Origin of the sequence: Halonotius pteroides (genome assembly GCF_003605635.1) — an archaeon.
Lineage (GTDB): Archaea > Halobacteriota > Halobacteria > Halobacteriales > Haloferacaceae > Halonotius > Halonotius pteroides.
In genome coordinates this window covers 36844-57499 of the sequence record NZ_QMDW01000013.1, presented here as the reverse complement: position 1 = coordinate 57499, position 20656 = coordinate 36844, and the positions used below count along the sequence as shown (strand labels likewise).

The window sequence follows — 20656 nt, the reverse complement described above, 5'->3', positions numbered from 1 at the left end:
TGACGACGACCGAGCGGCGGTGTGTTTATGTGGCATCTTACCCGACACGGAGACAGTGACCTCCGACCCGTCTCCCACACCACCCGAGGAACGGATTCTCGGCCTCGACGTGCTCCGTGGGTTTGCGCTACTTGGGATTCTTATTATCAACATCCGCGTGTTCGCGATGCCGTTTACGACGCTGAATAACCCGACAGTGTACGCGTCGGCAACCCCCTACGGCGAGTTTGCCGGCGTCAACTACCTCGTCTGGCTGGTGGGTCACATCGCCGCCGAGCGGAAGTTCATCACGCTGTTTACCGTCATGTTCGGTGCGGGAATCATCCTCTTTACCCAAGGGAAGGATGCAAGCGAGGTGCTTCGCCTCCACTATCGTCGAACCGGATTTCTGCTGGTCGCCGGCCTCGCACATGCGTACCTGCTGTGGTACGGTGACATCCTCGTCCCCTACGCGCTGTGTGGGCTGGTTGTGGTGTTTGTCCGCGATTGGGAAGCAAAACAGCTTGCGCGGACAGGGCTGGTGTTGGTGGCGGTTCCCTCGCTGCTCTATATCATGTCGGGGCTCTCACCAGGGTCGACACAGGCGGTCGCTGCCCAGTGGGCACCCGCCGAAGCCAGGTTGCTTGCGGAGGTCGAAACCTACCGGAGCGGCTGGCTCGCCCAACTCGACCACCGCGTGCCGACAGCGTTCGCCCAACAGACCAGCGGCTTCATCAGCGTCGTCTTCTGGCGGACAAGCGGGCTGATGTTGGCTGGGATGGCACTGTTCAAATGGGGCGTCCTCACGAATGAGCGGTCAACAGCGTTCTACCGGCGGCTCCTTGCCGGCGGCCTGTTGGGTGGGCTCGGAGTAACGCTTGCTGGCGTCTGGTATACCGAGACAGTCGACTGGGCCGCCCGGGAGGCCCTGTTTTTCGGCACACAGTTCAACTACTGGGGCAGCCTCCTGTTGGCCGGCGCGTATATCGCGGGGGTAATGCTGTTGTGTCGTCGCTTCGGCGGCGGGGTTGTGACGACCGCGCTGTCGGCCGTCGGGCGAACCGCCTTTAGCAACTACCTGTTGCAGACGCTGATCGCCACCTCGATCTTCTACGGTCACGGGCTCGGACTGTTCGGAAGTGTGACCCGCATCGAACAGGCCGGTATCGTTGTCGCCATCTGGACAGGGCAGATCATCCTCTCTGTGCTGTGGCTGCGATACGTCCGGTTTGGCCCCGCCGAATGGCTCTGGCGCGCCGTCACATACGGGCGTCGACCACCACTACGAAACGATCGATCGACCGACGCAGCCGGCGATTAGTTCGGTGTCGATGCGGCGTGGGCGTCGGTGACACCCTCGACAGTTTCTCGAACCGCATCACAGCCCTCCTCATGGAGGAGGTCGCCGACGACGATCACGTCGGCGTGCTGGCCCATCTCGTAGGCACTGTCGTAGTCGCCGATCCCGCCGCCGTAGAACAGTGTCGCGTCGTCGAGGCCGTCGGCGGCAGCCTGGACAATCTCGGGATCGCCGAAGGTACCGGAGTATTCGACGTAGACGATCTCCTGGCCGAACATCTTCTCGGCGACACGGGCGAACGCCCCGACATCCTCGGCGGACTGCTCGCAGTCGGCCTCGGTGTACTCGGCGACGGAGGCCTCAGGGTTCATGACGATATAGGCCTCGGTCGTCGTGCGATCCCAGTCGAGACCGTCCTCGATGCGCACCCACTCCTTGTGGGCGCCGACCATCCAGAAGGGATCCGTCGAGTTGAACACCGTCGGGATGAGGTAGCCCTCGAGAACCGGCGAGTCGATGACGACGCTCGGGTTTGATGGCTCCTGGTAGAGCGGCACGTCGTACTCGGCGCAGGCGTCGACGACGCGCTGCATCTTGTCTTCGGTCATCCCAAGGGTGCCGCCGATCTCGATGGCGTCGGTGCCGGTCTGACAGACATCCGCGAACGTCTCGCCCTCAACGAGGGGCTTGTCGGGGTCGATCTTGAGGATATGATCCCACGCCGCCCAAGGTGTGCTCATTGGCTATTGGATGCTCACGGGGAGAATAAAAAGCGTACGGTGGCGAGAAGGCGGTGTATCGACCCACGCGGTCGAATCTACGCCAGTTTCGATACCGTCTCCCGAAGCAGGCCATCGAGCAGTTCCGGCAGTGTCGGGTGGTATGCGCGATCCGGCACCTCGCGGACATCACCTTCGTTCTCGACGAGTATCTGCAGTGTTTTCGCCATCGTGTCGGCGTGGGCGTGCAATCCCTGGTAGCCCAGTACCGTGCCGTCGTCGCTATCGACGGTCAGCCGGGCCAATCCGTAGGGAAGATCCTTGACGGTGAACACGCCGTCGTCTTTGGCCCACCGGGTCGCGGTGACGACCTCGTGGCCGGCGGATTCGGCCGTCTCCGGCGTGTGGCCAACCCGGGCGAAGGGGTAGACGCTGGCTCCAGAGAAAATGACGTGGTGGTGAACGTTTTCATAGGCTTCCATCGGCTCGCCGGCGTGGTGGGCGAGGATGTTGTCGGCCGCAGTAGCACCGTGCTCTTTGGCAACATGGAGGATCGGCTCTCTGCCGTTTGCGTCACCAACGACAAACACCCGCTCGTCGTCGACAGCAGCCATCGTGTCGTCGACCCACCCCTCACCAGGGTCGATGGCTGTGGTGTCGAAGCCGAGACGGTCAGTCGAGGGACGACGACCAGTAAACGTGAACAACGCGTCGGCCTCGATAGCCCGGTTGTCGGTTGTGTCGCCTGCGTCGTCGACGTGAAGCCGAACACCGTTATCCTCGGTCGGTTCGATCCGTTGTTCGGTGGTGTTGGTGAGAATGTCAACGCCAAACTCCTCCCGGTAGAGTGTCATGAGTTCGTCGCCGAAGATCGGATCGGCCTCGTCGATCGGCCGGTCATCGTGTTCGACAACGGTGAGGTCGACACCGGCCTCGGCGAGATAGGGCACGAGTTCGATGCCGACGTAGCCAAAGCCCATGATGATGCCCGAGGCAGGGAGGTCGGTCGCCGAAAGCACGTCCTTGCTGGTCAGTGGCTCGATAGCATCCATCCCGGGCAGGTCGGGGACAAACGGCGAGGAGCCTGTGGCGATGACGACGTAGTCGGGCTCATATCGGTCGCCGTCGATATCGACAACACGATCGTCGACAAATCGGGCGGTGTCGTGAATAAACTCGACGCCCTCGCGGTCAGTCAGCTCGTGGATCCCCTCCCGACGGTGGGCTGCGAAGCGGTCGACGTGGTCGTCCTTTCGGGCGACGGCACGGTCAAGATCGATGGTCTGTGGGTCGCCCGCAAGCCGATCGTCAACCCGTGCCTGAAATCGGTGGGCCGCTGTCGAGAGCACCTCCTTTGAGGGCATACAGCCGTTGCGAATGCAGAGCCCGCCGCCGGGGTCACCATCGTCGACAAGTGTCAGTCGACCAATCTCGCTGCCAACATGATCGGTCAGGGTCTCGGCGGCGGCTGCCCCCGCGCTGCCGTAGGCACCGATAACGAGTACATGCATAACAGGTAATGGGGCTGCGGCTACAAAACCGTATGGCGGCTGGCCACCATGGTATCACAAGCGCGGTGTGGACGGTAGCGGTTCAGTACTACCCAGACACAACGAGAAAGGCGTAGATGTGGGAAGTACGTATCACTTCCCGACCTGTTCCGGGCAGGCGTGTTCGACAGTCGCCGTCGTTGACACGAGGCGACAACTGTGTGTTTTGACCTATGATATAAATAACTAATGATTGAAATATCAATTACGATAATGTAATAGCGGTATTATGCTCAAACCTCATCCAGTGTAGCCGTAATAACAGTAGTATCAACACAGTCAAATTATAGAATCTGAGAACTTGATCCCACTTTTTATTATAATCGTACCCATGGTTTCAGTTACCGTCTGACCGTGTTCCGGGCAGGCGGTGGCCGTCTCCGGGCAGGCGGCACGCAGCTGCCGGGCACGCACCGCAGCTCATTCCGGGCAGGCATGCGGTGCAACAGTGCTAATCGTTTTCTGTGCTTATCGGGAGATACCAGCCGACTCATCAGCGAGCACTGATTCGATCTCCGCGCGCGTCGAGACCAACACATCACCTGTGATCGTCCGCTTGACCGCCGCAGCCGCCGCTGCGTACGCCTGGGCGGTTTCGACATGCTCCGGGGTCAACGCGCCGTCGCCGTTGGTAAGCAGCTCACCGAGGAAGCCGCCGACAAAGGCGTCACCAGTGCCGATGGCATCAACGGTCTCGTCCGAGTAGATCCCTTCTTCGATGATCGCCTCATCAACGAGGGCAAGCGAGCCATCCGCGCCGCGGGTGACGACGACCGCATCAAGCTCGTAGTCGGCAACTAACTCACGAGCGACGGCTTCGGCGTCGCCGTCGTAGCCGAGAATACGGTGGGCGTCTCTGCGCGGCGCAAACAGCAGGTCGACGCGGGACAGCAGGCTGTCGTAGGCGATCGCGGCCGCCTCCTGTGACCAGAGCTTCGAGCGATAGTTGAGATCAAACGAACACAGCGTGTCGGCCTCGGCAGCGATGTCGAGGAGGTCGCGTGTCGTCTCGGCGGTAGCGTCGCTGAGGGCAGGTGTGATCCCGGTGGTGTGGAACACGTCAGCGTCGGCGACGGGCTCGGTATCAAGTTCGTCGGTGTCGACCGTCGTGATCGACGCGTTGGCGCGGTCGTAGACGACGGTCGTCTCTCTGGGATCAGCCCCGTATTCGAGATAGTAAGTGCCGAGCCGGGCGGCGTCGCTGTCGTCCCACGCGACTTCGGGTGTCACATTATGGCCGCGAAGCGCGCGTGTAACCCGCCGCCCGAGCGGGTTCGCCGGGAGCTTCGAGCACCACGCCGCGTCGACGCCGAGACAGCTTGCGGCGGCGGCGACATTGCTTTCGGCACCACCAACCTGTGCGTCCAGCTCACCCTCCGTTTCGAGTCGCGTGCCGCGAGGTGGCGAAAGCCGGAGCATCGTCTCGCCGAACGTCACCAACTCAGCCATGGTATCGACCGCCATGCATACCGCGTGGTTGGGGGGTACGACTCTTAATTCCAGCCGTTGTCACTCCGCCCGCCGACCATGGCCCGGATAGTCGCGCTCGAAGCGATCGGCGATCTCCTCGCGGGAGATCTCGATGAGCACCGGCCGGCCATGCGGGCAGGCATAGGGGTTCTCACAGTCATCGAGCGCCGACAACAGCTCGACAACTGAACCCTCGGTAAGTGCGGTGTTGCCGGTCACGGAAGGATGGCAGGCGAGATCGGCGAGTAAGTCGTCGATTGCAGCCTCAACAGTCGCGTCGCCGTCAGCCGATTCGACGACACCGAGCAACGCATCACGCAGAAACTCGGGTTCCAGCGTTGTCTCGAAGATCGCCGGCACACCGGTAACAGCAACCTCGCGGTCGCTCACGCGGTCGGCGCGGAACCCGATCGCCGAAAGCTGGTCGACGACCGACCCAAAGAGGGCTGCCTCGCGAGCGGTAAGTTCCAACGACACCGGCTCGGCGAGCGTCTGGGTCGCCGGCGACTCGCCGAGAGCGGCCTGCAGGCGTTCGTAGTTGACGCGCTCGTCGGCGGCATGCTGGTCGATCAACACCAGTCCATCGTCGGTCGCCGCCAGCAGATAGGTGTCATACAGCTGGCCGAGCACGCGAAGGGTCGGCAGCGTGTCATACCCCCGCTCGGCGGTTGTCGTCTCGCCGGTGAGCGTTCGCTGAGTCGTTGGCTGCGTTGGCTCGAAGTCCCCCGTGCCAGGCGGTGGGTGGGGGGTGGTCTCGTCAGTGGCGGTGTTATCAGTCTCGCCATGCCCGGTTGGTGTGGATTCAGCTGACGACTTTGCTGGTGTCGTCGCTGCGGGGGTATCTGACGGTTCGGGGGTATCTGCTGTGGAGTCGGCTGCTGTCGACGGCTCACCTGCTGTCGGCTGCTCGTCCGCGGTCGACGAGTCGGCTACTGTCGCCGGATCGGTCGTCTGCTCGACGGATTCGGTCGGTGTCGACTCGGTCGCGATGTCGTCGACAACCCAACTGTCTTCGGCGCTCGGATCGATCGGTTCGGCAGAACCGACGCCGTCGGCGGGCTCTGTAGGCGGCGACTCCGACTCCGATGACTGAGGATCAGCCGTAACATCAACGGCGTCGTTGCCGGTGGAAGATTCATCAAGAGACGCTGTATCACCGCGGTCAGACGAGCTATCGGCGGCGACCTCGCCGACCTCAGCAGCGTCACCGGCTTCGTCACGATCGCCACCGCCGACAGCGGTCGTGTCGGGGGAGTCTGGTTCGATGGTTGCCTCCTCTGGGGCCGATCGCCCACGGGGAGCCGACGAGCGGATCAAGCCATCATCAAGCAGGGCCTCGGTCACAGCCTCGCGGACAGCGGATGCAACGGCATCCTCGTCGTCGAACCGTACCTCTGTTTTGCGCGGGTGGACGTTGACGTCGACCGATCCCGGCGGGACATCGACAAAGAGCACAGCGAAGGGGTAGCGATCAGGAGCTAGCTGGCCGCCGTAGGCGTCGACAACCGCGCCGCGCAGTAGCGAGGCCGTTACGTATCGGTCGTTGACGAACGTCGCCAGATACGACCGCGTGCTTCGGGTCGTCTCGGGATCGCTGACAAGCCCTGAGACCCCCTTGATCGGCCCATCGCCATCTGTCTCGGAGTCGACCTGGATCATCGATTCGGCGACATCGCGTCCGTAGACTGCAAGCACGGCCGAGCGCAGCGAGCCGGTGCCCTCGGTCGCAAACACCTCCCGGCCATCATGTTCGAAGGCGACCGCCACATCCGGGTTTGCGAGGGCGTACTGACTGACGACCGTGTTGACGTGATCAAACTCGGTGCGATCGCGGTTGAGAAACTTCCGGCGGGCAGGCGTGTTGTAAAACAGATCGTCGACTTCGACGGTCGTCCCAACCGGGCAGCCGGCAGGGTCGATCTCGCCGACAGCGCCACCCTCAACGGTGAGTTCGGCTCCCGAGGCGGCGTCGGCCGGCCGCGAGCGAACCGTCAGCCGGGAGACAGCACCGATCGTGGCGAGAGCCTCACCCCGAAAGCCGAGCGTGCCGATACCGGCGTTGAGATCAGCGATATCGCTGATCTTGCTCGTTGCGTGTTCGGCGACCGCCAACGAGAGCTCGGATTCGGGGATACCGTGGCCGTTGTCGCGAACGCGGATGTGTTCGGTGCCGCCACCTTCGATGGCGACCGCGATCCGGCTCGCGCCCGCATCAAGGCTGTTTTCGATGAGTTCCTTGACGACAGAAGCCGGTCGTTCGACAACCTCACCGGCGGCGATTCGCTGAACGGTCTGTTCGTCAAGGTGGCGGATCGCTGTGTCGGCGGGAGCAGCGTCCTCAGTCATCGGTGGCGGCCGTCTGTCCGATCGGCGGCTCTTCGGCAGCCAACAGCCGATCGATCGCCGTCTGGTGGATGCTCACTGTCAACAACGCATCGCGGGCGGTCGACGGCGAGACCCACTCGTAATCACAGTGCTCGTCGCTGAGCTCAACATCGGTTGTTTCGGTCTCACAGTAGTAGACGACGCTGAACCGCCCGCGGCCGGCGTCGTTCCGCCAAGCGGCGGTATGGATCGGCTCACCGACGGTCACCGAGAGGCCGGTCTCCTCGGTTACCTCCCGTTTGAGTCCGACGATCGGGGCCTCAGTCGCCCCCATCCGGCCGCCGGGGAGTTCCCAGGTATCGGCGTCGACCTGCATCACCAGTAGCTCATCGGCAGGCGATCGAACGAGTGCCTTCTGGCTAACTTCGGCGATCAACGGTTGGTCAGTCATCGGTGGGCGGATGTCGGCGGTGATTCACCTCGTCCGGGCGGCAGCCGACCGCCTGGCTGCTGGCGGATCGATGGGAAGCGAACGATTGCATTATTTAGGGTTTGTACGTGAGCGGTATGAATCCATTGTTGCCTCCGTGTCATGTCAGCGCGAAGAATGCGTTCCACGGCGCCGGACAGTGACGCTATCTGTTGCTGTCTGTGTGAGAACAGCACTGAAAGGAGTGGGGTGGATCGACGGCGAGCACTCAGGCAGTTCGCTCGACGCGCCACGTTGTCGCGCCGGTGTACGACCACCGTTCGATCGAGAGGTCGTCGATCGAGTCCTGGAGTTTGACGATCAGGGCACCGATCTCTTTGGCGGAGAGGCCGACTTCCTCGGCGATAAACTTGCTTTTGAAATACATATCGCCGGCGTCGGCACGCTCACGCAGATAGTCGGCAAGCCGTGCCTCCTTCGATTTAGGGCTGTCTACGTCGGTCGATTCCTCGGCCTGAACAGGTTGGGTCGTCGCAGTCATGGATTATGATCTCTTGTACTGGTGGCCAGCAAGCAATGCGAGCAGTTGACAGCCGAGCAGTCCAAGGAAGACTGCCCCAGTGTGCGTGCCGATACCAAGCGAGAGGACTGGCAGGTAGACTGCCGGCAGGACGATCGCCGCCCAGAAGCCAAGCCAGCGGATCGACTGGGTAAGCGACAGGCTATGAGCGGCCTGCGGGGGCGACTCAGCTTCGGCCGGCGACGACCGACCAACGGTCGATGGGGAACCTGTCATTGAGTGCTCACCGTCTATCTGAATTAATAGGGTGTATGCGTATATAATAGCCCGAGTGTTCGAGAGAATTCATCGGCTAAAACGTCGTAAAATGTGCTCAACTGATAGTTTATAACCTCCTCAAATGTCTTTAGACATTTTATAATCATATCTCAGCTATTTACTCGCATACAAGCAAAAATCACCGGTGAATGAACGACCACGCTGTTTAAATACGAGTTTTCCTGCCGGTCAGTGCTGGGGGTCATCAGCGTCAGCGAGGCGGTCTTGCCACTGTTGTACTTTCGCCATTAGCTCGACTGGCGGTGTCTCGTCGATATCGGTCGCCTCCAACTCCGAGAGCACCGATCTGACCGCCGGATCGGATTCCTCACTCATCTCGGTTGTCGCGGGGGTATCTGAGTCCATACCGTTGTCAGCCGCACGAAACTCACCCGCGCTTAGGTCGAACACCGCTTGTGTCGGCTTATTTGAGCCGCTACCCTTCGCTTCGACGGCCTTCTCCGACCGAAGTTTGTCGAGCACGCTGCGCGCGCGATCAACGACAGGGTCAGGCACGCCCGCAAGATCTGCGACATGGATTCCATAGGAGCGATCGGTCGCACCCTCTTCAACCGTCCGGAGGAAGGTAATCTCCTCGTCGCCCTCGCCCTCGTTGGCGACGGCGACGTGGACGTTGCCAACGCGCTCAAGATGGGAAGCCAACGCGGTCAGCTCATGGTAGTGGGTCGCAAACAGACAGTGACAGCCGATCCGGTTGTGAATGTACTCTGTTGCGGCCCACGCGATCGAAATGCCGTCGTAGGTCGCGGTACCACGGCCGACCTCATCGAGGATCACCAGCGATTCGTCGGTCGCCGAATGGAGGATGTTAGAGAGCTCCTGCATCTCGACCATGAACGTTGATCGACCCTGCGCGAGTTCATCGAGGGCACCGACGCGGGTGTAGATCCCATCAACGACGCCGACGGTCGCCGCGTCGGCGGGAACAAAGCTGCCCACCTGTGCGAGTAAGGTAATTAGTGCGGCCTGTCGCATGTAGGTCGATTTCCCGCTCATATTCGGCCCCGTCACGAGCAGGAAGCCACGATCGTTGTCAACTCGAAGATCGTTGGGCACGAACTCGGTGGTCTGTTCGACGACAGGGTGACGGCCCGCCGTGATGTCGAGTGTGCCCGGTTCGGCCAGTGTCGGACGACACCAGCCGTTGGCGGCAGCGTGGGTTGCCAGCGAGCAGTAGACATCAAGTTCGGCGATAGCGCGGCCCACGTCTTGCAGTAACGCTGACTGTGCGGCGACTGTCTCGCGGAGTGCCTCAAACAGTTCGTATTCGAGTTCACCGCGCTGTTCTTCCAGGCGGAGAATCTCGCGTTCTCGCTCGGCCAACTCGTCGGTGACGAACCGTTTGGAGTTCTTCAGTGTCCTGACGTGTGAGAAAGAATCGGGAACGGCGTCGGCTTCCGACTGGCCGACCTGCACGTAGTAGCCGTCGGTTTTGTTCCGGTCGACCGAGACGTGGGTGAGCCCATGTCGTTGTTTGATGCGGTCAGCCAGCCCATCGAGCCACTCCTTGGCGGCCTCGTGTTGGTCGATGAGGTCATCGAGGTCGTCATCGTAGCCGCGTTTGAAGAGCTCGCCCTGTGTCACCGTCTGCGGTGGATCCGCAACGATGGCATCGTCCAGCGTGTCCCGAAGGTCGGCTGCGGCGTCTCGGTCGATGTCGGCGGAAACGCCGGGTAGTGGCGAGTCTGCGAGCTCACTATCCCTGAGCCCACTGGCGATATCGGGCAGTAGTGCCAGCGTGTCACGGATTGACAGCAACTCTGTTGCGCCCGCGCTCCCGCTGGCGACGCGACTGGTAAGTCGTTCAAGATCGCTCGCACCCCCGAGCGTTTCCTGGAGTCGTTGGCGGGAAAGCGCGGCTGAGGCGACAGCAGCGACGCTGTCGAGGCGCCGATCCAGCGTTGTGTGGTCACGGCGCGGCCGGGTTAACCATTCCCGCAGCAGCCGACGCCCCGGACTCGTTTCGGTGTGATCGAGTGTCGCCAACAACGAGCCGTCGCTGTCGCCCTGCATCGTCTCAACGAGTTCAAGATTCCGCTGGGTCGTCGCATCGAGCGTCAGATGATCATCGGCTGTGTAGGGCTGAAGCCGAGTCATCGATTGGCGGACGCCAACACCGGTTTCGGCGACATACGCGAGAGTTGCGCCCGCAGCCCGGCGGGCCAACGCGGAGTCGAGCCCGATGCTGTCGGCGGTTTCGTCGCCGAACTGTTCGGTGACAGCGTGGGTCGCCCGCCCTGGGGCGAAGGCATCGGTGGTGTGTAGCGTCACCTCAGCGTCGCTACGATCGGTGACCGCATCGAGGAACGCGTCGTCAGTGCGAACGGCCGGGCCGGGCAGCAGTTCGACGGGGTCAAACCGATAGCATTCGGCAACCGCGCTGTCGGCATCTGCGACCTCGGTGACGAGGAACTGACCGGTCGTGATGTCAGCGAAGGCCAGCCCGTAGGGGCCACTGTCATCGGCGGTATCATCTCCAGCGGGTGCAACAACTGCCGCGAGATACTGGGCGTCGCTGTCGGCGGTTTCCAGCAGTGTGCCGGGCGTGACGCGGCGGGTGATCTCTCGGTAGAAGTCGCCCGAATCGTCCTCAAACTGATCGGCGACAGCAACGGTATAGCCGCGTTCGACGAGCGCGGTGAGGTACGGCTGGAGCTCCGAGACCGGCACGCCAGCCATCGGGTAGGACTCGCCGCCGGAGGATTTCGTGGATGTTGTCAGCTCTAGTTCGGCAGCCACACACTCAGCATCCTCGTCGAAAAACTCGTAGAAATCGCCGCACTGCATCGCCACCAAGTCGGCATCGCTGTCGGCCTTCAGCGCGTGGAACTGGCCGACGATTCCCTGAGACATACCGGCCGTGGGGCGGACAGTCGCTAAAACGCTACGATGCAGGCGGCGGTGCTGCCGTCACTCCGTGATCAGCGCCTCATGAAGCCCAACCAGCCGCTTACGGAGCGTCGCCGCCGTGGGTGCGACCACGATCACCGCGGGCTGTCGATCCGCACCACCGGCGTCGATGATCGCTGTCGGGGCGGCATCGGCGTCGTCGAGTGCCGTTGCGACGACATCGGTCGCGCTTGCCGCTGAACCACGGACAGCAACCCCATCGAGTGTATCGAGAGCCTGCTCGACAGCGTCGTCGAGGCGACAGGTGGCCGCAAACCGGAGCGTAGGGAACGCCTCGCGGGCGGCCAGGAGTTGGTGGGCGAGGTCGCTGCCGACACCGGATCGAACCCCGGCGTTGTGTCGGATCCCGGTTCGCGTCTGGCTGAGGCGGCCATCAACGCCGACAACCTCGGCGGCTGACTCGGCGTACCGGGTCGCGCCAACAATATTCATGCCGCCGGCGGGAACGAGGGGTTCGACGTTGGTCTCGACCAGTCTGGCGACGATCCGCTCGACGGCGGCGGTTGTCGCCTCGCGGTCGGCGCGTTCGCGCATCTCGACGAGGTGGTGGACCGATCCCGGCCCCTCCCCGACGTCAACCCCGTAGCGAACGGCTCGCTCCATGAACGCAACGCCGCCGGCGACGGCCTCGGTGAGCGTTTCCTCGTGGGCCAAGCGGGCGGCGATGGCACTGGAGAGCGTACAGCCCGAGCCATGCGTTGCATCGGTGTCGACGCGTGGGTGGCTGAACCCTTCAGTGTGGGTCGCATCGGTGACCGACTCGTCGATGACGAGCGTGTCGACAACGCTCTCGCCGTCGATGTGCCCGCCCTTCACGAGCGCGGCGTCGGCCCCTAGCTTGACAATATCGCGGCCCGCGGCCTCGGCGGCGTCGACGCTGTCGACCGTCCGGTCGGTCAGCAGTTCGGCCTCGTCGGCGTTCGGCGTCACAAGCGTCGCATGATCAAACAGCCCCTCGTATGCGGCCTCGGCGTCCTCGCTTAGGAGCCGGTCGCCGGTCGCCGCGACCATGACAGGGTCGACGACGACCGGGCCGTCGAACTCGGCGAGGCAGTCGGTGACGGTCTCGATCACCGCAGTGGTAGCGAGCATGCCGGTTTTGATCGCGCCCACTGCAAAGTCGTCGACGACGGCGTCGTACTGGGCGGCGATGTGGTCAGTCGGCAGGACGTTGATATCCGCGACGCCAGTCGTGTTCTGGGCGGTCGTTGCGGTGATCGCCGAGGTACCGAAGGCATCGTGGGCTTCGATCGTTTTGAGATCCGCCTGGATCCCCGCGCCGCCACCGGAATCGCTGCCGGCGATGGTGAGAGTTACCGGCGGGGAGACAGGTGCGTGTGTGCGCGTCATGAGTTGATTTTGATCCTACAAGCAGTCGGTTGGATGACACCACTCGTCATAGCTACAGATACGTCGGTTTCGGTAAAAAGCCGCGGGACTCGCTGGTCGCTGTCGGCGTCGGTCTCAAGCGTCCGGTTGTGAGGTGTCGATCCCACAGCCGTCGCTGTAATCGACCGCGTCGACCGAGTCGACGGCGTCCGCGCCACAGGCCGGGCAGTTCGGCGACTGCTGGTAGGGGACGCGTTCGGTCGCAAGTTCCATCGCGTCATATGACAGCAGCGTGCCGACCAGCGGGTCGCCGATATCGGCCAGTAGTTTCACGGCTTCGGTCGCCTGCAAACAGCCGATAGTGCCTGGCAGCACACCCAACACACCGGTCGTCGCACAGTCGGGGACGGTTCCGGGATCAGGGGCTTCAGGAAACAGACATCGGTAGCAGGGCCCGTCGGAAACGAGCGTTGTGACCTGGCCCTCAAACTTGTAGACCGCGCCGTTGACCAGCGGAACCCCCGCCAACCGGCAGACGTCGTTGAGCAGGTATCGCGTCGGGAAATTGTCGGAGCCATCGACAACGAGGTCGTAGTCGGCGATCAGTTCGGCGGCGTTGTCGGGGCTGATGCGTTGCTCGTGGGGTTCGACCGTCAGATCGGGGTTGAGATCGGCGACAAACGCCGCCGCGCTGTCGACTTTCGGCCGGCCCACGTCGCTGTCGGCGTGGATCACCTGTCGCTGGAGATTTGACCGCTCAACGACATCGTCGTCGACGACGCCGAGGGTGCCGACGCCGGCGGCCGCGAGATACTGGATGACCGGCGCGCCGAGGCCGCCCGCACCGACGACGAGGACGCTGCTATCTAGCAGTGTTGCCTGCCCCTCAGGGCCGATCTCGTCGGTGATGAGATGCCGCGAGTAGCGGTCAAGTTGGGGTGCATCCAACGAGAGGCTCATAGCTTCAGCTTGGGCGACAGCAAGATAAGACCGCGGATGTCACTGCGTAGGCGACTCCGGCTCAGTTGCTTGCTGGCATGGTGAACGGATCGTCGGTCAACTCGGTGTGTTCGATTACGTCGCTGTCGTCGCTTGTGGCGTCGGTACCGTTAATTCTGCCTGTGTTGTTCATCCCCGTTGTCCCGTTGGTTGCCGCCTCTTCGTCAAGATCGAACTGCGAGAGGAGCGATTCAAGTTCGTCGGCCTCACCGGCCAGTGATTCGACGGTCTCAGAGACCGACGACAACGACACCGTCTGCTGTTCGGCCGCCGACGCCGCGCTGGCGGCATCCTCGGCTGTCTCGTCGCTGATATCAGCAACCTCGTCAACAACAGCAGCGACATCCTCCGCGGAGCTGGCCTGTTGGTCGGTCGCGTTGCTGATCTCGTGGACGCTGTCGCTCAACTCGGTGACAACCTCGGCGATCTCATCAAACCGGCCAAGCGAACGTTCGACGGCGTCGGTGCTCTCGCTGACGCGCTGGCTGGCTGATTCGACCTCGGCGATCGTCTCATCGGATTGGGCCTGAATCTCTTCGAGGCGGTCGGCGATCTCACCGGCGGCGGCTTTGGTCTCCTCGGCGAGACTTTTGACCTCCTCGGCGACGACCGCGAACCCATCGCCGTCCTCGCCGGCGCGAGCGGCTTCGATCGAGGCATTGAGCGCGAGGAGGTTGGTCTGTTCGGCGATATCGGTGATCACCGAAACGATCTCGTCGACCTCATCGATCCGGCTACCGAGCGTCGCAACGCTGTCGGCGGCCTCGGTGATCTCGATTTCGATCTCATCGAGTTCCGCGATCGTGTTGGTAACCTCTTGACGGCCCTCGGTGGCGGTTTCACTCGCGGTTTGGGCCGTTCGGCTGACCTCCTCGGCGGAGGCGGCGATCTCTTCGACGGTCGCCGACAGCGTGTTGACCTCGTCGACAGCGGCTTGCAACTGCTCGCGCTGTGTGTCGGCACCGGCGGCGATCTCGTCGGTTGCGGCGGCGATCTCGTTGCCGGCGCGATCAAGTTCGCTTGTACTCTCGACGACACTGTCGGTCGAGTTAGAAACCTCGGCGGCGAAGGCGGCCGTCTCGCCGAGGGATTCCTGAAGGGTTCGCAGCAGCTCGTTGTATCGCTCGATAACCACGGTGTAGGTGCCGTCCTCGTCGTTGACCACGGCTGGATCGATCGTTGCCGTCAAATCGCCGTCGATCGCGGCGGTTGTCGACTCCTCGAAGGCATCAACAAGTCGTTCGAGCCGGGCCGACCGCGTTTCGACCGCTTCGGTATGGGTTTCGAGATTGTCGGCCATTCGGCGCAGCGACTCACCGAATGGGCCAGGAACCGATTCATCGAGGGCATCATCATCGAACTCCTGATCCGCGAGAGCATCAGCCTGCGCAGAAACCGTTGTGAGATACGACTGGAGCGCGCTGAACGAGCGGGTGAGTTCGCCGACCTCGTCGGGTTGGTCGGTGGCAACAGCCTCAGTTTCGACATGGCCTTGCGAGATCCGCCCGGCGGCGGCTTCGATGTCGGCTAACGGTTCGACGACATCGCGCTGGACAATCAGGATGGTGTTGACGAACGCGAGGGTTGTCGCGGCGAATAATACGGCTTGAGCCCCCCGTAACAGCGTGCCCGAAAACACGAACGGGAGGCTGAACAGACCGATTGCGGCTCCGAACTGTAGTGCCACCGCAGCCACCATCTTTCGACGGACAGAGTCGGTGATCCGGAGCCAATCCATCGTTTTCCAGAGGGCGGCCTCGTAGCTATCAAGCAGTGACATACCTCTAGCTTCAGAAACCTAATACATGAAAAATGTACATGGTTATCAGTATCTGGGAACAACCCAGCCGGAGCGGACGACACTGCCGAAAAGAACGTGCTGTGGGGACAGCCGGTCGCTGTTATTTGCTGCGGTTGCGATCGCTGTTGACGCTTGGGCGCGCGTGCTCAGTGCCCTTTCCGCGGGTCTGCATGCCACGGCCTTTGTCGCCGGCGTTGGTGAGGCCACGGAACGCCCGACCCTTGTGTTGATCCTCGCAGATCCAGCCGAGATCGTCGTCGTTCTCGATGGCCGGGTGGTTCGGGTCGATGAGGATGATCTCGTGCCACTTCTGTGAGCCGTCTTCGCCGACCCAGTAGGAGTTCAACACCCGGAGGTTACGGTATTTCCGGGAGGCTCGCTCCTCGGCGATCCGCTGGATCGATTTCCGGCGGCCGATACGGTTGACGCCCTGCCGTTTGGTACGGCGACCAGCCGTGTGTCGTTGCTTGCGCGCCCCGCCCTTGCGGACGGACACGCGGGCGACAACAACGCCCTGTTTGGCTTTGTATCCCTGTGAGCGAGCCTTATCGAGGCGGGTTGGGCGATCGACGCGTTCGATCGCGCCCTGGTTCCGCCAGTCCTGTTTGCGCTGCCACTGTAGTTCGGCGAGTTTGCCCTCGCTTGGGCTCTCCCATGCTTCGCGGATGTGTGAGTAGACGCTTCGTGCCATAGTTGTCCTCGGGCGCTTGCGATTCAGTCGGTCAAGCCGACCACATTTCGTCCCGGCAAACCGGGTGCCCACTGGTAGCCCGTCACCGCAGTGAGTTGTCTACTCTACCTTCGAAGCCCGTTTAACCGCTTCGGACTCGCTGCACCGAGAGACGAGGTCACACGATCAGGAGTCACTACCGACACGCTACGCTGGACAATCGCTCTCACTGAGAGTCTGTCGCTCCGAGCCCTGAGAAGTCGTGTTCTGCCCACCGGAGTCGAGGTTCACGACGACCGCGCGGCCGCCGTAGCCGTGGGTCTGGTCGTGGCCGCGAACGACGACGCAGGTCACGTCGTCGGGTATTTCGATCGTCTCGCTTCGCTCGAACGGCTGATTGTTCTCGTGAGCATGCAGGGGATCGCGGCGGCCAAGCTGCGTCCCCTCAAGTGTTTCGACCTGCCACCAGTCGGCGTAGCCGTCCTCGCCAGCGTCGTCATGGTGCAGGCCGACAGTGAACGTACTCGCTCCGTTGCTGTCATCGATGCCGATACTCACAACGTTGGCCTCGCGGAGATCCAACTCGCTGGACATATCGTCGCTATCGGCTTCGGCATCTGTGTCGCTGCTGGGCGACTCTCCGACACAGCCAGCCAGTGTCGTCGACAGCGTGAGCCCGCCGGCGACAGTGAGCATGTTGCGTCGATTCATAGCCGGGTTTCAGCCGCGATGATGAAAAAGTCAGGTCTCAGTCAACACAACGAGGTTCAGAGACGACCAGCCGAACAGGTGGGTCGACCAATTGACTAACCGGACTCCTGGCGGACTGAAAGGGCGAGACGCGCTCGGCGAACCCGGCCGATGTACGCACTGCAGGAGCGAGCGGAGCGAGCGACGAAGGGCGCAGCGAGGCCTGGGAGTTGAGCGCGTCGAGGGCTGTCTACACTAATCCATCTCACGCAACGTCGGCCCCACACCCTGCGAGTCAGAATAAGTTACGAATCCGAACACAGTTCCCGAATATACTGCCCAACATGGTCCTCCATCCGTCGCTTGTACCCGTTTTGGCGAGCCAGCCGATCCAGCTCGCGGCTAACGTAGGTGCCGTACTGAACCGCTTTCTTGTCCGCGCCCGCAACTGATTCCGGGAGGCCGACCGCCTCACGAGCAACCCGCCGCAGGGCAACCTTCCGCGCCTCGGGTGTCGCCAGTAACTCGCCGGGGAGCCGCAACGCGGCGTCGACAACGCGATCCTGCAGGAACGGCGTCACCGGCTCGACGCCAGCGGCCGAAAGCCCACACACGTCGCGTTCCAGTTGGCCGGGCAGCGTCTCGACCGCCTCCCGCACCGCGCCGCGAACCGTGTCGCTGTCGACGCGGTGGTCGTCGGCCGGCTCGACGACCTTCGAATAGCCACCGAACAGTTCGTCCGCGCCCTGGCCGAGCGCAAGGCGGTCGTAGCCGTCGGCCGCGGCCCGCTCGGCGACAACGAGCAGCGGCAGCGCGATCGTCACGTCCATCGGATTTGTCCGGCCGGTCGCGGCGGCGACCCGGGGGACAGCGTCGATCAGATCGTCGTGGCTGAGTTCGGTGACGATGAGGTCATCGGCGCGGTCGATCGCGGCGGCAGCCTCACGGGCGGCGGCGATGTCGTGACAGCCCTCGAAGCCGACGACGTACAGCGGCGCGTCCGGGAAGCCGCTGGCGACAAGTGTGGAGTCGACGCCACCAGAAAAGGCGACGGCAACATCGCCTGTGGCCGTAGTCTCGGTGTCGTCAACGCCGAGTGCGCTCGAGAGTGCATCAGTCACGGCCGACATCGCCGCGTCGCTGTCGGCGGCTGGCGGCTCCGGGAGCGTGAGTATTGTCTCGTCGCCGTCGGCGGTGCGGACACCGCCGGGCGGGACGGCAACCGGCTCGTCAAGATTGTCGGGCGAAAACGACCACGCGTCGTCAGCGGTCGGGTTGTCGGCGTCAGCCTCGCTGTAGACCGGCTGGCGACCCAATACGTCGCGAACAAGTCGGTCGTCAAGACGGCCGCCAAAACCACCTATCGCTGCTGAACCGCGACCGTGTACACCGGGCAGCGGATCGCCGGCATTGAGCGTTGTGCGGATGACAGCGGCATCGGCCCCGCGGAGCGGCGGCTGTGGTGGCTGACTCATCGGAAGAACTCACGGATCGCCCGCTGGGCGCGGCGTTTTGCACCGCCGCCGAACTGCCGGAGGCTGACGTGCCACGGCGTTCGGTGGCCGATAACGCTGGTGCGACCTCTACGGATCGCGTCGAGAATCGCGTCGGCGGTCGGCTCGTCGGCGTCGACTTCGGTGACCGCTTGGCCAACCAGCTCGGAGATGTGGGCGTCGCTGCCGGCGGTCATCGGGCGGTCGTGTTCGAGGGCGAACTGTTCGGCTTGGCGGTTCGCCCGACCGGTGAACAGCCGGGAGTTGTAGACCTCGATGGCGTCGGCCGCGGCGAGTTGGTCGTCGGTGATATGTGGCGCGACGCCGTGGCGGGATTTCTGGAACGGATGGGGGACAACGGCGATCCCGCCTTGATCGTGGATGCGGTCGAGCGTCTCATCGTATGAGAGTCCCGGCGAGACGAGTTCGTCGATGCCCAAGGCGAGAATGTGGCCGACCGCGCTGGTAACCTCCATCCCGACGATGCCGACAAGGCCATGATTCGGCGCGCTCACCGCGGCCTCAATGCTGGCGTCGATCTCGTCGTGGTCGGTGATCGCAAGCGCGTCGAGCCCGACAGCCGCGGCCTGTTCGAGCAGTAGATCGACGGGGTCGCGGCCGTCGTGGGAGCGTTCCGAGTGGGCGTGAAGCTCGACGCGAAACACATCGCGTTCTTCGTGGCGACCCTAATAACTCCCCCCGTTTGTGTCGCGGTCGACAGGGGGCTGTCAGCGATCGACTCAGTTGCTCGACCGCATGCTCGGGACAATCAACAGGACAGCGATAACGGTAGCTACAACCACCGCACCGCCGTAGGCAACAGCAAAAGGATTGCCGACTTCGAGCCCGTGTTGGATCTCCGAGATGACAAACGCGGTGCCGGCCAGTGCCAACACAAGCCCCGCGCCGCCCCAGGTGATGGTCGCGTTCATACCCGTGGCTGATTCCATCGGCCTACAAGGAGGTGTCGGATTTCGATGGGTGCCGAGCCCCGCCATCAGGCGAGGTCGGAGCAGAAACCGGACGCAACGCCTATGGCCCCGTCGCTCATATAGAATGGTATGACCTTCCAACCTGACAGCGAGTTGGACGCTGAGGCCGTCGAAGAACGCGTCGATGAGGCGATCGAAAGCAACGAGGTGGTACTGTTTATGAAGGGGAATCAACTGATGCCGCAGTGTGGCTACTCGGCCAACGCCCTTGAGTTGATCAGCGAACACGTCACCGAGTTTGAGACCGTCGACGTGTTGCCCGCGCTTGACGAATACCGCGAGGCACTGTCGACCCACAGCGACTGGGAGACGATCCCCCAGACATTTGTCGACGGCGAGTTCGTCGGCGGCAGCGATATTCTCACCGAGCTTGACGAGCGCGGCGAACTCGAAGCGGCGCTAACGACCTGAGCACAGACGAGATCGCTGGCGATCCCGCCCACAGCCGTCGGTCACGGGCGGACACGAAAGGATAGCCCATATACCAGTGGGGGCCCTACAAACGGTAGGTATCGGCACCCACGTCGACGACACCACCATCCAACATCATGACAGGCCGCGTATTCCGTCTCCACTCGACGCTTGAACTGCCGCTCGAAGACTTAGAGGAGTATCTGGACGATCCAGACCTCCCCGACGAGATCGACGAGGTGACACTCACACGACGCAACAACACACTAATCATCAACGCCGAGGCCAGCGATGAAAGCCTCAGCAAATACACGCCGACAGCTCAACTCAAAGCCAGCGTGACCGAAACCCGGGTCTACGAGGAGGAACCACCGCGGGCCGGCGGGCCGAGTTGGGGCGACGAGGAAGAAGAGGAGATCCCCTCGGAGCTCGTCGAGTTCGCCTGCTTCAAGGGCGACCGCGAAACCGTGCTCCAGAACACCGCCGTCCAGTACGGGATGTTCGAGGTGCTCAAAGAGATCGCCGCGCTTTCCGAGAAAGGGACGCTGACAGCGATCTCCGAACACGACGACAAACTCGAAGCAACACGGATCGTCGAAGGCGAACAACGGCCCGCAACCGTCGAGGTCGTTGAAAACCCACAGAACAGCGCCGGGAAAAACGGTGTCGACTGGCGCGACAACGAGTTTATCGACGAGTAACGCGCGCCGGATGGCTTTCTGAGCGGTT

19 protein-coding genes are annotated in these 20656 nt (G+C 62.8%); 3 read left to right on the top strand and 16 right to left on the bottom strand.

What is annotated here, in order from left to right; all coding sequences use genetic code 11:
* Positions 1–55: 55 nt before the first annotated feature.
* Positions 56–1300 carry a DUF418 domain-containing protein gene (locus DP106_RS10125; protein WP_120085083.1) on the top strand — a complete coding sequence of 415 codons (1245 nt, stop codon included), beginning with the start codon at positions 56–58 and terminating at the stop codon, positions 1298–1300.
* Here DP106_RS10125 and DP106_RS10120 read toward each other — a convergent pair.
* The 16 genes from DP106_RS10120 to DP106_RS10045 all read right to left on the bottom strand — a co-directional run bounded on the left by DP106_RS10120 (position 1297) and on the right by DP106_RS10045 (position 19456).
* Positions 1297–2019, bottom strand: a complete 723-nt coding sequence (locus DP106_RS10120) for a phosphoglycerol geranylgeranyltransferase (RefSeq protein WP_120085082.1) — start codon at positions 2017–2019, stop codon at positions 1297–1299. The two genes, DP106_RS10125 and DP106_RS10120, sit on opposite strands and share 4 nt — an antisense overlap.
* A 77-nt stretch (positions 2020–2096) precedes the next feature.
* On the bottom strand, positions 2097–3509 hold the full coding sequence (locus tag DP106_RS10115; protein WP_120085081.1) for a dihydrolipoyl dehydrogenase family protein: 1413 nt from the start codon (positions 3507–3509) through the stop codon (positions 2097–2099).
* 507 nt (positions 3510–4016) lie between these two features.
* Positions 4017–4997 (bottom strand): bifunctional 2-dehydro-3-deoxygluconokinase/2-dehydro-3-deoxygalactonokinase, encoded by a 981-nt coding sequence (kdgK1, locus tag DP106_RS10110; protein ID WP_120085111.1) that lies wholly within the window; start codon positions 4995–4997, stop codon positions 4017–4019.
* Between the two features lie 60 nt (positions 4998–5057).
* Positions 5058–7364 carry a DNA mismatch repair endonuclease MutL gene (gene mutL / locus DP106_RS10105; protein WP_120085080.1) on the bottom strand — a complete coding sequence of 769 codons (2307 nt, stop codon included), beginning with the start codon at positions 7362–7364 and terminating at the stop codon, positions 5058–5060.
* Entirely contained in the window at positions 7357–7794 is a 438-nt protein-coding gene (locus DP106_RS10100) for an NUDIX hydrolase (protein WP_120085079.1), read from the bottom strand. The genes mutL and DP106_RS10100 overlap by 8 nt, the downstream gene beginning before the upstream one ends.
* Before the next feature lie 247 nt (positions 7795–8041).
* Positions 8042–8314, bottom strand: a complete 273-nt coding sequence (locus tag DP106_RS10095; RefSeq protein WP_120085077.1) for a DUF7123 family protein — start codon at positions 8312–8314, stop codon at positions 8042–8044.
* Positions 8315–8317: 3 nt separating this feature from the next.
* Positions 8318–8569, bottom strand: a complete 252-nt coding sequence (locus DP106_RS10090; RefSeq protein ID WP_120085076.1) for a hypothetical protein — start codon at positions 8567–8569, stop codon at positions 8318–8320.
* A gap of 231 nt (positions 8570–8800) precedes the next feature.
* Positions 8801–11485, bottom strand: a complete 2685-nt coding sequence (gene mutS, locus DP106_RS10085) for a DNA mismatch repair protein MutS (protein WP_120085075.1) — start codon at positions 11483–11485, stop codon at positions 8801–8803.
* A gap of 57 nt (positions 11486–11542) precedes the next feature.
* On the bottom strand, positions 11543–12892 hold the full coding sequence (thiD, locus tag DP106_RS10080) for a bifunctional hydroxymethylpyrimidine kinase/phosphomethylpyrimidine kinase (protein ID WP_120085073.1): 1350 nt from the start codon (positions 12890–12892) through the stop codon (positions 11543–11545).
* Between the two features lie 114 nt (positions 12893–13006).
* Positions 13007–13831: an SAMP-activating enzyme E1 gene (ubaA, locus tag DP106_RS10075; RefSeq protein ID WP_120085072.1), complete on the bottom strand. Its 825-nt coding sequence runs from the start codon at positions 13829–13831 to the stop codon at positions 13007–13009.
* A 61-nt stretch (positions 13832–13892) separates the two neighbouring features.
* Positions 13893–15650: a methyl-accepting chemotaxis protein gene (locus DP106_RS10070; RefSeq protein WP_120085071.1), complete on the bottom strand. Its 1758-nt coding sequence runs from the start codon at positions 15648–15650 to the stop codon at positions 13893–13895.
* 121 nt (positions 15651–15771) lie between these two features.
* Positions 15772–16362, bottom strand: coding sequence for a 50S ribosomal protein L15e (locus DP106_RS10065; RefSeq protein WP_120085070.1), 591 nt, complete (start codon positions 16360–16362; stop codon positions 15772–15774).
* Positions 16363–16548: 186 nt separating this feature from the next.
* Positions 16549–17052 (bottom strand): hypothetical protein, encoded by a 504-nt coding sequence (locus DP106_RS10060; RefSeq protein ID WP_120085069.1) that lies wholly within the window; start codon positions 17050–17052, stop codon positions 16549–16551.
* A 284-nt stretch (positions 17053–17336) separates the two neighbouring features.
* Entirely contained in the window at positions 17337–18506 is a 1170-nt protein-coding gene (locus tag DP106_RS10055) for an asparagine synthase C-terminal domain-containing protein (RefSeq protein WP_120085068.1), read from the bottom strand.
* On the bottom strand, positions 18503–19189 hold the full coding sequence (locus DP106_RS10050; protein WP_120085066.1) for a PHP domain-containing protein: 687 nt from the start codon (positions 19187–19189) through the stop codon (positions 18503–18505). Before DP106_RS10050 ends, DP106_RS10055 begins: the two co-directional genes overlap by 4 nt.
* Before the next feature lie 75 nt (positions 19190–19264).
* Entirely contained in the window at positions 19265–19456 is a 192-nt protein-coding gene (locus DP106_RS10045) for a hypothetical protein (protein WP_133305128.1), read from the bottom strand.
* 129 nt (positions 19457–19585) lie between these two features.
* On the opposite strand from DP106_RS10045, the gene DP106_RS10040 reads away from it, so the two are divergent.
* Positions 19586–19927 (top strand): glutaredoxin family protein, encoded by a 342-nt coding sequence (locus DP106_RS10040; RefSeq protein WP_120085064.1) that lies wholly within the window; start codon positions 19586–19588, stop codon positions 19925–19927.
* A gap of 137 nt (positions 19928–20064) precedes the next feature.
* Complete coding sequence (locus tag DP106_RS10035; RefSeq protein WP_120085063.1) at positions 20065–20628, top strand: DUF7110 family protein; 564 nt, start codon at positions 20065–20067, stop codon at positions 20626–20628.
* The last annotated feature ends 28 nt before the right edge of the window (positions 20629–20656 follow it).